This window comes from Candidatus Protofrankia datiscae (genome assembly GCF_000177615.2).
Classification (GTDB): domain Bacteria; phylum Actinomycetota; class Actinomycetes; order Frankiales; family Frankiaceae; genus Protofrankia; species Protofrankia coriariae.
The window spans coordinates 3,756,210-3,768,464 of the sequence record NC_015656.1; the positions used below are offsets into that span (position 1 = coordinate 3,756,210).

General features: G+C 71.0%; 17 protein-coding genes. 8 read left to right on the plus strand and 9 right to left on the minus strand.

The window, feature by feature from the left end; all coding sequences use genetic code 11:
• Nucleotides 1–21: 21 nt before the first annotated feature.
• A complete protein-coding gene (locus FSYMDG_RS24705; RefSeq protein ID WP_237702790.1) occupies nt 22–288 on the minus strand; it encodes a hypothetical protein in 267 nt (88 codons plus the stop codon).
• 369 nt (nt 289–657) lie between these two features.
• On the minus strand, nt 658–1,212 hold the full coding sequence (locus FSYMDG_RS15610; RefSeq protein ID WP_013874366.1) for a Uma2 family endonuclease: 555 nt from the start codon (nt 1,210–1,212) through the stop codon (nt 658–660).
• A 204-nt stretch (nt 1,213–1,416) separates the two neighbouring features.
• Here FSYMDG_RS15610 and FSYMDG_RS15615 point away from each other — a divergent pair, with 204 nt between their 5' ends.
• The 6 genes from FSYMDG_RS15615 (at nt 1,417) to FSYMDG_RS15635 (ending at nt 4,558) form a co-directional block, all read left to right on the plus strand.
• The gene (locus FSYMDG_RS15615; RefSeq protein WP_013874367.1) at nt 1,417–1,647 is read left to right on the plus strand and encodes a FitA-like ribbon-helix-helix domain-containing protein; all 231 of its coding nucleotides are present in this window, start codon (nt 1,417–1,419) and stop codon (nt 1,645–1,647) included.
• The gene (locus tag FSYMDG_RS15620) at nt 1,644–2,051 is read left to right on the plus strand and encodes a type II toxin-antitoxin system VapC family toxin (RefSeq protein ID WP_013874368.1); all 408 of its coding nucleotides are present in this window, start codon (nt 1,644–1,646) and stop codon (nt 2,049–2,051) included. The genes FSYMDG_RS15615 and FSYMDG_RS15620 overlap by 4 nt, the downstream gene beginning before the upstream one ends.
• Nucleotides 2,052–2,230: 179 nt before the next feature.
• A complete protein-coding gene (locus FSYMDG_RS26330) occupies nt 2,231–2,392 on the plus strand; it encodes a hypothetical protein (protein ID WP_157491032.1) in 162 nt (53 codons plus the stop codon).
• A 253-nt stretch (nt 2,393–2,645) separates the two neighbouring features.
• Nucleotides 2,646–3,821, plus strand: a complete 1,176-nt coding sequence (locus FSYMDG_RS15625; RefSeq protein ID WP_013874369.1) for a type I restriction-modification enzyme R subunit C-terminal domain-containing protein — start codon at nt 2,646–2,648, stop codon at nt 3,819–3,821.
• Nucleotides 3,822–3,896: 75 nt separating this feature from the next.
• Nucleotides 3,897–4,175 (plus strand): hypothetical protein, encoded by a 279-nt coding sequence (locus FSYMDG_RS15630; protein ID WP_013874370.1) that lies wholly within the window; start codon nt 3,897–3,899, stop codon nt 4,173–4,175.
• Nucleotides 4,172–4,558: a hypothetical protein gene (locus tag FSYMDG_RS15635; RefSeq protein ID WP_013874371.1), complete on the plus strand. Its 387-nt coding sequence runs from the start codon at nt 4,172–4,174 to the stop codon at nt 4,556–4,558. Before FSYMDG_RS15630 ends, FSYMDG_RS15635 begins: the two co-directional genes overlap by 4 nt.
• A gap of 108 nt (nt 4,559–4,666) precedes the next feature.
• Here FSYMDG_RS15635 and FSYMDG_RS15640 read toward each other — a convergent pair whose 3' ends face one another.
• From FSYMDG_RS15640 to FSYMDG_RS15655, 4 genes are all read right to left on the minus strand, one after another.
• Nucleotides 4,667–4,963 (minus strand): helix-turn-helix domain-containing protein, encoded by a 297-nt coding sequence (locus FSYMDG_RS15640; protein WP_043603779.1) that lies wholly within the window; start codon nt 4,961–4,963, stop codon nt 4,667–4,669.
• Nucleotides 4,956–5,321: a type II toxin-antitoxin system RelE/ParE family toxin gene (locus FSYMDG_RS15645; protein WP_013874374.1), complete on the minus strand. Its 366-nt coding sequence runs from the start codon at nt 5,319–5,321 to the stop codon at nt 4,956–4,958. The genes FSYMDG_RS15640 and FSYMDG_RS15645 overlap by 8 nt, the downstream gene beginning before the upstream one ends.
• Nucleotides 5,322–5,554: 233 nt before the next feature.
• Nucleotides 5,555–6,874 carry an NYN domain-containing protein gene (locus FSYMDG_RS15650; protein WP_013874375.1) on the minus strand — a complete coding sequence of 440 codons (1,320 nt, stop codon included), beginning with the start codon at nt 6,872–6,874 and terminating at the stop codon, nt 5,555–5,557.
• Nucleotides 6,875–7,371: 497 nt separating this feature from the next.
• A complete protein-coding gene (locus FSYMDG_RS15655; protein WP_043603782.1) occupies nt 7,372–7,770 on the minus strand; it encodes an HIT family protein in 399 nt (132 codons plus the stop codon).
• A gap of 283 nt (nt 7,771–8,053) precedes the next feature.
• Here FSYMDG_RS15655 and FSYMDG_RS15660 point away from each other — a divergent pair, with 283 nt between their 5' ends.
• Nucleotides 8,054–8,467 carry a VOC family protein gene (locus FSYMDG_RS15660; RefSeq protein ID WP_013874377.1) on the plus strand — a complete coding sequence of 138 codons (414 nt, stop codon included), beginning with the start codon at nt 8,054–8,056 and terminating at the stop codon, nt 8,465–8,467.
• Nucleotides 8,468–8,561: 94 nt separating this feature from the next.
• Here the strand turns inward: FSYMDG_RS15660 and FSYMDG_RS29270 are convergent, their stop codons facing one another.
• Nucleotides 8,562–8,696 (minus strand): hypothetical protein, encoded by a 135-nt coding sequence (locus FSYMDG_RS29270; protein WP_258165202.1) that lies wholly within the window; start codon nt 8,694–8,696, stop codon nt 8,562–8,564.
• Between the two features lie 9 nt (nt 8,697–8,705).
• Here FSYMDG_RS29270 and FSYMDG_RS15665 point away from each other — a divergent pair, with 9 nt between their 5' ends.
• Nucleotides 8,706–10,385, plus strand: coding sequence for a DEDD exonuclease domain-containing protein (locus FSYMDG_RS15665; RefSeq protein ID WP_237702793.1), 1,680 nt, complete (start codon nt 8,706–8,708; stop codon nt 10,383–10,385).
• Nucleotides 10,386–10,490: 105 nt separating this feature from the next.
• On the opposite strand, the gene FSYMDG_RS15670 is transcribed toward FSYMDG_RS15665, so the two are convergent.
• Both FSYMDG_RS15670 and FSYMDG_RS15675 read right to left on the minus strand, forming a co-directional pair.
• On the minus strand, nt 10,491–11,399 hold the full coding sequence (locus FSYMDG_RS15670; protein WP_013874379.1) for an ABC transporter permease: 909 nt from the start codon (nt 11,397–11,399) through the stop codon (nt 10,491–10,493).
• Entirely contained in the window at nt 11,356–12,222 is an 867-nt protein-coding gene (locus tag FSYMDG_RS15675; protein WP_013874380.1) for an ABC transporter ATP-binding protein, read from the minus strand. The genes FSYMDG_RS15670 and FSYMDG_RS15675 overlap by 44 nt, the downstream gene beginning before the upstream one ends.
• Nucleotides 12,223–12,255: the final 33 nt, after the last annotated feature.

Below are 12,255 nucleotides of genomic sequence, written 5' to 3' on the forward strand. Positions count from 1 at the left end.
GCCGCGGGGGAAGGCGGTGGGCTAACCGGTCCGGCGGGTGCGTTCACGGGGGCCGTTCACGGGACGGGGCAACGGCAGCACCTGCGCCATCGGCACCAGCGCCGGCGCCGTGGACGCGACGTTCTCGGCATTCCTGACGTCCCCGGCCTTCCTGGGCGTCGCGGATGCCACCGGGGGGACGAACCGGGAGCGTGGGATCAGGCCGCCGGCGGCGAGGGCGTCCACGGCCCGTTGCTCGCTGTCGTCCCAGTCGACGACGCCGCCGGCGGGCTCCAGCAGAACACGCACCACGCAGTCCCCACACGCGGCCCCACGCACCACACAGGTGCCACAGTCGATCAGCATCGTCTCCGCCTTCCCGGCCGGAACCGGCCGCCTCGAGCCGACCCGAACGGTCATGACATGACCGCCACGGGTGACGCGACCGCGTCGGGACCCACCGTAGGCACCAGGTCCGACAACTTTTCCGCCCCAACGCCTCCAGCGGTCCACCGGACAGTGCGACGACCAGATCGGGAGCGGGAATCAGGAATGATGCCGAGGCCACCAAGAGCGAAAGATGCCGGGACCAGCGGGAGAACCCAGCACAGCCCGGACGAAGAACGAGACCTGACTACCCAGCCCCTGACCCCACCAGAAAGCCCAGGCGTGACGCCGCTACAGCCGAGTAAGGTCGATCTTGACGGGGAAAGGCGCGACGGCGTCAACGACACCCGTGAAGACCTCATCGTCACGGTATGTCCTGGTCGCCGGATCGATGACGTAGGTATGGACGACCGGGACGCCCGCGGGGAGCTGCTCGACCCGCCAGTAGTACGAGATCCCGGCCCGCGCGTACTGCTCAGCCTTGACGATCCTGTCGGTCGTCTCCGAGCCCGGCGAGACGACCTCGACGACAAGCAGGATGTGCTCGGGACGGGCCGGCATGATGTCGATCGTGTCGGCGCGGTACACGACGACGTCCGGGCGCTGATTCGTCAGCGGCACGTCCTGAAGCCGCACGTCGAAGCCGAAATCCGCGTTCCAGCCCAGCCCGGCGGCGGTCTCCAACGCGACCGCGAGGATCTTGGCCAGCCGGTTGTGACGTTTGGACGCGCCGGGGCTCACGACGACCATCCCGTCCACGATCTCGATGCCCGCGCACTGCTCCTCGGACCAGGAGTCGTACTGCTCCACCGTGATCTGCTGGTGCATCCAGGCGGGAGCAATCATCTCCGCGGCGATGGCACACCTCCTCCTGGCGACCCGACGGCCTGATCCTCCCGAACCAGCGTAACGCCGCCGTCTCGGGTAGTCGGACCGATCCTCAACGATCATTGCCCACGGATGAGACGATCTCGGACGCGCTCCCCGTCCACCCGCCCGCCACTAACGATCTCGATGGCGTATTGCAGGCACTGTAGGTAAAATGCAGACATGACTGCGATCACTATCCGCGACGTCTCCGAGTCGACCCTCGAAGCGTTGAAAATCAAGGCTGCGAAGGGGGGACGCAGCCTACAGACGTACCTGCTCGACCTGGTCACGCGCGACGCACGGACGCCGTCCCTGGCGGACATGATGACCCGCCTCGACCGCGAGACACGGTCCGACGTCAGCACCTCGGACATCCTTGCCGCGATCGACGAGGGCAGGCAACGCCGTTGAGCGATGTAGCGGCCGTGATCGACTGTTCGGCGCTGGTACGGACGCTGACAGACCAGGGTGCGGGTGGAGTCGCCGTACGCCGCCGGCTCGCCGGCCTCGAGTCGCTCGCGGCACCCGGCCTACTCGACTACGAAATAGTTTCGGCATTGTTCGGGATGCTTCGAGGCAACAAGATCACCAAACGAGAAACGACGAAGGCCGTCGCCGATTACCAGATACTGCCGCTCGTGCGGCATGAGACGCTGATCCTCTGGCGGCGGGTCCATGAGCTGCATCACAACCTCAGTGCGTACGACGCGCAGTACGTGGCGCTCGCCGAGGCGTTGGGGCTGCCCCTGATCACCAGCGATACCCGCATCGCGCGCAGCGGCACGGCCGCGTGCGCTGTCGAGGTCTTCGCCTGACGTTGGGTCAGAACAGTCATCAGGCTGTGCGTGGACTGTCGAGTGCCGTCGGCAGGCGCTCGCCGAAGGCCGGGGTGCTGTGTGTGCATGTATATGGCGATGTCGTGGGCTGTCATGGCCGGGCCCGACCGTCGGGTCCTGCTGGCGATCGCACGGACGGCGGTGACGACCCGACCCGGGTGAAGATCGAGTTCGTCGAGCAGGAAGTCGTCGAGAGACTGCCGGGTGAGTGGTGCGGGCAGCGCGCTGGGCGGAAAATCCGCAGGGTTGTCGGTGACGATCACGTCGGCTCGGCCGGCTCATGCTGTGGCGACAACATGCCGGTCGTCGGGGTCGGGTAGGTGGAGGGTCGGGACGAGCGGCTCCCAGCCGGTGACGAGGGTGTCCGGGAAGGCGGTCGCCGTTCGGGTGAAGCGGGTGAGACAGGCGTCGATTTCTTCCGGTGACGTCCCTCGCTTGCGAGGAACAGGCGGAGGGTGCGGTCGAGTTCGTCGAGGATCTCGGTGGACCAGCACCCATGACATCGCTTCGCGATGCCATGCCGAGTTCCTCGTCTTCGACCTCTGCCAGAACGTCGACTACTTCAACCAGAACATGCCCGCCGTCGAGCATGCGCTCCCGCCGTCCCTCGGCCAGCGGATCTTCCAGCGCCGCGCCGACCTGCTGCTCGAGCTGGACGAGAAACGTGCGCCGGCCGATGCCGCCCGGGCCACGGCCGACGCAGAACCGGTTGGGGAAGTCACCGAACTGCGGGCCGATCTGGCCCGCCGGCTGCGCGAGCAGGTGGCGGGAATGAACCCCGAGAACTTCCTGGTCCGCCCATACCGCGAGCAGGTCGAGGCATACTCGCTGCCCGACCGCTGGCAGCGGATCGCCCCCGGGGTCTACGCCGATCTCGAGAAGCTCGCCGGGCTGCCCAGCGCCTACCAGGACGATCCCGCCGGTGAAGAGGCCAGGCGCTTCGACCTGCTGATCCTGCGCCTGCAACTGGCCTGCCTCGGCACCGAGACCGGGTTCACCAGGATGCGCGTCCGCGTCCAGGAGATCGCTACCGCGCTGCTCGGCCAGACCACCATCCCGCTGGTACGGGCCCAGGCGGAGCTGCTCGAGGAGCTGACCACCGACGCGTGGTGGCAGGACGTCACGCTGCCCATGCTCGAATCGGTCAGCCTCCGCCTGCGCGGACTCATCCGGCTGATCGAGAAGGGCAAGCGCAACGTCGTCTACACCGACTTCGAGGACGAACTCGGCGAGATCAGCGAGGGCGGGATCACCTGGCAGCCACTCGGAGACGACTTCGAGAAGAAGATCCGCACCTATCTGCGCAGCCATGAGAACCAGCTCGCTGTCCAGAAGCTGCGCCGCAACCGCCAGATCACCACGACCGACCTCGACGAACTGGAGCAGGTCTTCCTCGACTCCGGCCTCGGTACCACGGAGGACATCGAGCAGGCCAAGGCCAGGCACGAGGGGCTCGGCCTCTTCCTGCGCTCCCTCACCGGCCTCGACCGCGAGGCCGCGGCCCGCGCGTTCGACCAGTTCCAGACCGGCCGCACGCTGACCGCCAACCAGCTCCACTTCCTGAAGATGCTCATCGATATTCTTGCGCGCCGCGGCCTGGTCGACGTCGGCCAGCTCTACGACCCCCCGTTCACCCAGCTCACGCCCAGCGGACCCGAAAAGTTCTTCACGGCGTCCGACATCGACACCGTCGAATCCGTGCTGGACCAGGTCCGTTCCACAGCGATACCGGAATCGCGGGCCATGTAGACGCCGTTCGGCCGCCAGCCGAGCCGCGACGACCAACGACGACCAACATAGATTCGCAAGCGATTCGCATCGGGTATGCTGGCGGACGTGGCCAGGACGACGTCGACTCCCCTCTACCTCGGCGACGACCTCCGCGCCCGCGCCGAAGACGCCGCACGGGCCGCGGGCACCTCGCTGTCGGCGTGGGTACGCGAAGCGATCACGGAGCGGCTGGAGCGGCAGGCGGTCATTACGGACGGCCTGGCAGCCGCGCGGGAGTGGGAGGCCGAACACGGTCCGCTGCCGCGGGACGTTCTCGACGAAGCCCAGCGTGAGCTGGAAGACGCCGGCATCCTCCCCCGCCGTACCGCGTGAATCTGCTCTACGACGCTGGTGCCCTCGTCGCCGCCGAACGCAACGACGAGCGCATGTGGGCCCGCCACATCAAGGCGTTGGCTGGTGACGTCGCCCCCGTTGTCCCGGCGCCTGTCGTCTGGCAGGTCTGGCGCGACGGGGCACGCCAGGCACGGCTCGCCCGTCTGCTCCGGGGCTGCATCGTCGAACCGGTCGACCAGACCACGGCCCGCTCCGCCGGCGAGCTGCTCGGCCGCGCCCACACCACCGACGGAGCCGCCGCCGTCGTCGTGCTGGCAGCGGCCCGCCACGGCGGAGTCGTCTACACATCCGACCCTGGTGATCTTCAGTATCTGGCCGAATACCTCCCGAACGCCCGGCCATTCACGATCATCAAGGTATAGCCGGCAACCATCCCCACGCCGCCGATGTCGATGTCGATGTCGTCGAACATACGTTCCGTGAACCTGGCGAGATCACGCCCCCGGCGAATCCCGTGGCACCCCTGTCGCCTACGCCGCGGAGCGAGGGGTGACGCGAACGTCGAGGTCAGCATCGAGAGCCTCGGCCAGCCGCCCCAGCACGGGGAGCGTGGGTACTGTCCCGCCAGCCTCGAACCGGGCCACCGCCGACTGGGTCATGCCTGCCGTCCGAGCCAGTTCAGCCTGGCTCCAGGCACGCCGCTGGCGCAGTTCCCGGACCGCCCGGCCCAGCTCGAACGCCAGTCTGGCCGCCTGGTACGCCTCCCACGCGCCCGGCTCACCCATCCGCCGTTCCCTCAGCTCCGCCCAGTCCGTCCGTTCAAGCATCGCCATCCTCTCCCTCGTCCTCACTCACCGTGTGTGACTCGGCCAGGCAGCGCGCCAGCGCGCGCCTCGCCCGGGACACCTCGGCGGCCTCCCGCATCCGCGTCTTGGCGAATACCGTCAACAACACCACCCGCCGGCCTGGAGCGATCCAGTAGGTCATCCGCACCGCCCGGCCCTCCAGATGGAACCGCAGCTCCCGCAGCTTGCCGTCGAGCTGCCACGTGTACGGCTCGCCCAACAGCGCCCCCTGCTCGGCGAGCAGGTCCACGTAGAACGCCGCCGTGGCGAACTGCGCGGTCGGTAACCGCTCCAGCCAGTCCCGGACTTCCGGTTCCAGCTCGACGGTACCCCAGGCCATAGCGGCGATGCTATGCCCCGAACAGGGCAGTCCAGATGTCAGACCCAACGCAGCCACCCACCAGACCACGACACCCCGCACGTCATCCGGGAGGCATGCGCCGCCTCCGGGTATGGCCGGAGACCTGTGGGTGGATCGAGCGCTTGCCAGGCGCGGGCTCCTACGAAGCACGAGCAATATGATCAAAAATATGGGAGCGTTGTAACGATCACGAAATCGGGCGCCTCCGGCGGTCAGGAGCGGTCGAGGCGGGCCAGGAGGGCGGCGGAGGGGATCGGGCGCGCGCCCGAGCGACGGCTGGTGTCAGCCACCTCGCGGTCCGAGGTGACGACGACGACGGGGCGCCCCACCGGCTCGGCCCGCACCAGGCGGACGATCTCCTCGTCGGCCAGCTGGCCGGAGCGGCTGAAGAGCACCCGTACCCCGCGGGGCGCCGCCACCCCGACCGGCCTGGCGGTGACCGCGGTCGCGTCGAACACGACCGTGATCTCGCTCTCGGACGCGCGGCCGGCCAGCGCGCCGAGCCCGGACAGCAGCCGGGCGCGCTGCGCCTGCAACGTCAACGAGCCGTATCCGCGCTTGGTGACGTTGTAACCGTCCACGATGAGATGCACACCGGGGACGGCGAGCACCTCGTCGATCACGGCCGGGTCGTCCTCGGCCAGGCCGCGGGCGCTGACCCCGCAGAACGGGTCAAGGGGCGCGGCGTCGTCCTCGCCACGGCTGACGATGTCCGCCGGGTGCAGCACGGCGGTCGGCAGCGCGAGCTCCTTGCGGAAGCCGTTGGCCGCGGCCATCAGCGTGTCGAGCAGGACCCGCAGGCGCACGTCCTCGGCCGAGCGGGCCTCCCGGCTGCCCCGCCGGGACGCGGTCAGGGCGGCTTCGAGCTCGGCGACCCGCTGTCGCAGCCGCCGGGTCTCGGCTTCGGCGTCCCGGGCTGCGGCGACCGCCTCGTCGCGGGCCTTCTCCGCCACCTCGACGGCATCGTTCGCCGTGTTCTCGACCCGGCGGAGCCGGTCGGAGGAGGAGCGCAGCCGGCGGCGGGCGTCCTCCACCTCGGAGCGGGCAACCGCCAGCCGCTCCCGCAACTGGTCGTTCTCGACCTTGGCGCCCTGCCGGAGTGCGTCCAGCTGTTCACGCAGACGTGTGACCGTCTCGGTGGCGTCGGCCGCGCGGGCCGACGCCGCGGCTTCGGCCACCTCCTGGGCCGCGGCCTCGACCATCCGTTCCCAGCCGGGCAGCCGCAGGACGTAGGCTACGGCCGCGATCTCCTCGGGCGGCGCCGCCTCGGGCGGCCCCTCGTCGGACTCCAGCGACGCCACAAGCTCGGGCAGGGCCAGCCGCAGCCGCTCGGCGACCCGGCCGCGAAAGACCGCGTCGTTGGCCATGGCGGCCGCCAGCGGGGTCGCCCCGAGCCGGGACCGCCGGGACGGGATGAAGCGGCGGACGGCCACGAGCGTGGCCGGCACATCCTGTTCCGGGAGATCGGCGAGGGTGTCGGCCGCGAACGCCACAATCTGTGCCCGGACGCTGGAGGGAAGCGGCTCGCTCACCCGGACGCCAGTGCAAGATCACGCGGCGCGCCGTCCGGCCTGCCGCCAACCGGCAGGTCACCGCCCGGCCTGCCGCCGGTCGCTATGGCACTGGTCGCCATGGTGCCGTCCGGTACGCCACACCGACGATGCCGGAAGCCCGCGGTCTCCCCGGCCACCGCCCCTCGTCCCCCGCACCGGCCGGGGCTGCCGAGACCGGCAGGAGCGCCGGGAGTGGTCTGGGCACGGGCCCGCTCCCGGTGCCACAACCTCCCCGTCACGGCGCAACGGAGCGGATCCGCGCGTGTCCCCCACCGCATGCGGGTAGACGGTTCGGGAAGATCGAGGGACACGGCCAGACTCCGGGGCACGTTGGGAACAACGACGACGACACCCCAGCGTATCGGGCCAGCCCGATCCCTCCGGATCGCATGGGTTCTCGGCCGGTTCGTCCAGGTCACAGCGCCCCGGTCGGGACAGGGCCGCCCCCGGTCGGGACAGGGCCGGCCTGCCGGGAGCTACCGGGCGAGAGCGGCCCTGATGCGTTCGGCCGCGTCGTCGAGCGCGGCCGGGTCGGGGTTGTGATCGGCCGCCTCGAACGAGATGTCTGCCTCGGAGTCGATCGGGATGAGGTGCACGTGCACATGCGGCACCTCCAGCCCGGCGAGCAGCGCGGCCACCCTGCGGGGACGGAAGGCGGTGTCGATGGCCCGCCCTACCAGGGCCGCGGTGCTCCACAGCTCCCGCAGGACGTCGGGCGGCAGGTCGATCCAGTGGTCGACCTCCAGCCGTGGCACCACCAGGGTGTGCCCCGGCCGGATCGGGGCGATGGTCAGGAACGCCGCGCTGTGGTCGTCCTCGTGGACGATCCGCCCGGGCAGCTCCCTCTTGATGATCCGGGTGAAGACGCTGGCCATGCCCGGACAGTACATGTCCGGACGGTGACCTTATCTGGACGTTGACTTTGCCTGGACGGTATCTGTATCCGGACAGTAGCCGGCTGAGATCCACGCTGGCACTCGCGCCGCTCGGCCCCGCCCCGCGCTGGCAGCGTGCTGGTGCCGTGCCGGCAGCACGACGGCGGGTCGACAGCGCGGCTGCGGGCCGGGCAGCGCAACGGTACCGGCACGGCGGCTGCGGGGCGCTGCCGTGGACGGGCCGGCGGGCCCAGGGTGACACACCGACACAGACCGGTCAGCCATGCGGAATCATGCGCCTGTGGCCTGGTTTGAAACGAATGGCATCCGCATGGCCCAGGTGGGCCTGGACTGCGTCAACGTGGAGCTGATGGTCGGGTTCTGGTCGTCGGCACTCGGCTACGAGGTTGCGCGGCACGACGGCGACTCGGCCGTCCTGCGCCACCCGGCCGGCGCCGGTCCCAAGCTGCGTTTACGGCGCGTGTCCGGGTCGGTGCCGAGCCCGGGCCGGCTGCACCTGGACCTGTACGCGGTGGACGCCGCACGCGTGGTCGGCTGGCTGTCGTCGCTGGGCGCCCGCGAGGTCGGACGCTACACCGACGGCGCCGACAGCGGCTTCATCCTCGCCGACCCGGAGGGCAACGAGTTCCGGGTCACCACGGCGGGTCAGGACGGGTTCGCCCGGCTGTTCACGTGACAGGCCACCGGCGTCTGGCGGCCAGCCGGTGACCGGCGGGCGTGAGCGGGAGCCCGTCCCGGGAACAGGGCCGGAAAACTGTCGTGAGCAGGGACTACCGTACCCGGACATGCGCCGGTTCTTCCCCGTGCCGGGCGGCGGCCACCCGGACGCACCGCCCACGCCGCCCGCCGAGCACCAGTCCCCGCTCCATCAGGGCGCCCCGGCGGGCCGCCGGCAGCACGATCATGTTCGTCCCGTGTTGCCGGCGGCCCAGCTGCCCGTGCCACCGGCGGAGCTCGGCCGTCCCCTGCGGGAGGTCACCTTCGTCGTGGTGGACCTGGAGACCACCGGCAGCCGGGCGGCCGACAGCGAGATCACCGAGATCGGCGCGGTGAAGATCCGCGGCGGGGAGGTCCTCGCGGAACTGGCGACGCTGGTGCGGCCGGACGCGCCGATCCCGCCGTTCATCTCGGTCCTCACCGGAATCACCGACGCGATGGTCGCCACCGCGCCCCGCATCGACGCGGCCCTGCCGACCTTCCTGGAGTTCGCCCACGGCAGCGTGCTGGTCGCGCACAACGCGCCCTTCGACCTCGGATTCCTGCGGGAGGCGTGTGTACGCTGCGGCCATCCCGTCCCTGACTGGGAGCATCTGGACACACTCCGTATCGCCAGGCAGGTGCTGGGACGGGACGAGACCCCGGACCACAAGCTCGCCTCGCTGGCCCGGCTCTTCCCCGCGGACGCCGGGCCCTGCCACCGGGCGCTGGCGGACGCGCGGGCGACCGTCGCCGTGCTGCACGGGCTGTTCGAGCGTCTCGGCGGTTTCGGCGTGACCACGCTGGAGGAACTGCACGGATTCTCCCGCAAGGTCTCCCCCGCCCGGCGGCGCAAGCGGCACCTGGCGGACGACCTGCCGACCGGCCCGGGGGTGTACATCTTCCGGGACAGCACCGACCGGCCCCTCTATGTCGGGACATCCCGGTCGGTACGGGCCCGCGTCCGGTCGTACTTCACCGCCGGTGAGCCGCGGCAGCGGATGACCGCGATGGTCGCGTCAGCCGAGCGGGTGGACGCGATCGCGTGCGCGCACGCGCTGGAGGCGCAGGTCCGGGAGGTCCGGCTGATCGCCGAGCACAAGCCCCCGTACAACCGCCGCTCCCGGAACCCGGAACGGGCGGTCTACCTGAAGATCACCGATGAGCCGTATCCGCGGCTGTCCCGGGTGCGGGCGGCCCGGGACGACGGTACCTACCTCGGCCCGTTCCCCAGCATGGCCGCGGCGGACCTCGCCGCGGCCGCGATCCACGAGGCGATCCCGCTGCGCCAGTGCGCCACCAGGCTGTCACCGCGCCGGCCCACCGCCGCGTGCGCGCTGGTGGAGCTGGGCCGCTGCGGGGCGCCCTGCGACGGCCGGGAGAGCCCGCAGGAGTACGCCCGGCACGTGGCAGCGGCCGTGACCGCCATCACCGCCGACCCGCAGGTGGTCGTGGACGCCGCGCGGGCCCGCATCGCCGCCCTCGCCGCCGAGCAGCGCTACGAGGACGCGGCGGTCGTCCGCGACCGGCTGCTGGCCTTCCTGCACGCGTCACAGCGGCTCCAGCGCCTGGCGGCGCTGACCGGCGTGGCCGAGATGACCGCCGCCGCGCCCACCGACGAGGGCGGCTGGGACATCGCGGTGATCCGCCACGGCCGGCTCGCCGGGGCGGCCAGCGCACCGGCACGCACCGATCCGTGGCCCTGGGTGACGGCGACCCGGGCCAGCGCCGAGACCGTGCGCCCGGGGCCGGGCCCCACGCCCTGCGCGAGCGCCGAGGAGACCGAACTGATCCACCGCTGGCTGACCGGCGCGGGCGTGCGTCTGGTCGGTCTCGACGGCCGCTGGGCCTCCCCGGTGACCACGGCGGCCAGGCAGATCGCCCTGCTGGGCGGCTGACCGCCGCGCCGGTCGCGGGGCTCCACTGGCGCGGCCAGCCGGCCGGCCCGGCGACCCGGCGACCAGGCGGCCCGGCGACCAAGTGGCCGGATGGCGTCGGCGCCGCTACCGCGCGAGCCGGCCGAGCAGGGCGCTCGCCGCCAGGATCGTCACCCCGGCGGAGCCGATCAGGACGACGAAGTCGAGCGGCAGGTGGGAATGCGTGCCGATCAGCAGGCCGCGCAGCGCGTCGACCAGATAGCTCAACGGGTTGAGATAGCTGACCACGCGTACCCAGGACGGCATGATGTCGACCGGGTAGAGGGCGTTGCTGGCGAAGAACATCGGCATCATGATTGCCTGGCCGATGCCCATCAGCCGGTCCCGGGAGAGCACCAGCCCCGCGATCACGATGGACAGGCAGGCGAAGAACGCCGCGCCGATCACCACCGCCACCGCGGCGCCCACCAGCTTCAACGGGTTGGCGGTCAGCCCGACGCCGAGCACCGCCGCGAGCAGCACGACGACGAACACCTGGATCAGCGCGCGCACCCCGGCGGCGAACGCCTTGCCCGTGACCAGTGCGGTGCGCGGCGTGGGCGTGACCATGAGCTTGGCCAGCACGCCCGCGTCCCGGTCCCAGATGATCTGGATGCCGTAGAAGATCGAGATGAACAGCGCGGACTGGGCGAGGATCCCCGGTGCCAGGTAGTCCAGGTACGGGACGGATCCGGTCGGGATGGCGTGGACGCGGTTGAACGTCACACCGAAGACCAGCAGCCACAGCGCGGGCTGGACGGCTCTGGTGTAGAGCTCCACCCGGTCGTGGCGCAGCTTCTGCAGCTCCACCAGGGACAGCGTGGCCAGCCGGCGCAGCAGCAGCCGGGCCGCGCCCAGCCGGCTGGTGTCGAAGTCGTCGTCGACGAGGCCGCCGGGCCAGGCCCTGTCGGCCGCGTTCCCGGCGGTCCGGGGATCCCGCTCCCCCGGAGCGCTAGCCAACCCGGCGGGCGGCACGGCGGGTGTGCTGGACGCCACGGAAATCACCTGCCTCGTTGCCGTTGCCGGCGAGCGCATCGCCGGTGTGGTGCCGGAACACGTCCTCCAGGCTGGCCCGCGCGCCCAGCTCGGCCTTCAGCTCGCCGGGCACGCCGGTGACCCGCACCCGGCCGGCGTGCATCAGCGCGACCCGGTCGCAGAGGACGTCGGCCTCCTCCATGTAGTGGGTGGTCAGCAGTACCGCCATGCCGTGCTCCTCACGCAGGCGCAGGACGTGCTCCCAGACGCTGTCGCGGGCGATCGGGTCGAGTCCGACGGTCGGCTCGTCGAGGATGAGCAGCCGTGGCGCGTTGACCAGGGCCTGGGCCAGTTCCAGACGGCGGACCATCCCGCCCGAGTAGGTGCGTGCCAGCCGGTCGGCGACGTCGGTCAGGCCCATGGCCGCCAGCGCCTGGTCGACCCGGGCCCGTCGGTGCCGGCGCGGGACGTCGAACAGGCCGGCGAACAGCGCGACGTTCTCGCGTCCGGTCAGCCCGCTGTCCGCGGAGAGCATCTGCGGTACGTAGCCCATCAGCCGCCGGGTCCGGATCGGCTGGCGGGCCGCGTCCACCCCGAAGACGAGAACCGAGCCGGCCGCCGGCCGCAGCAGAGTCACGATGACGCGGATCGCCGTGGTCTTGCCGGCACCGTTCGGCCCGAGCAGGCCGACGATCTCCCCGGGGGCGAGGGTGAGGTCGAGGGAGTCGACCGCGGTCTTCTCGCCGAACCGGTAGGTCAGCCCTCGGACGTCCAGCGCCGGCGGGTCATCCGGGGCTGGCGCGGGCGTGGACGCGGTCGGCGACACGGAATGATCGATGGACATTCGACCTCCATATCTTTTTCTTTCTGCAACTAA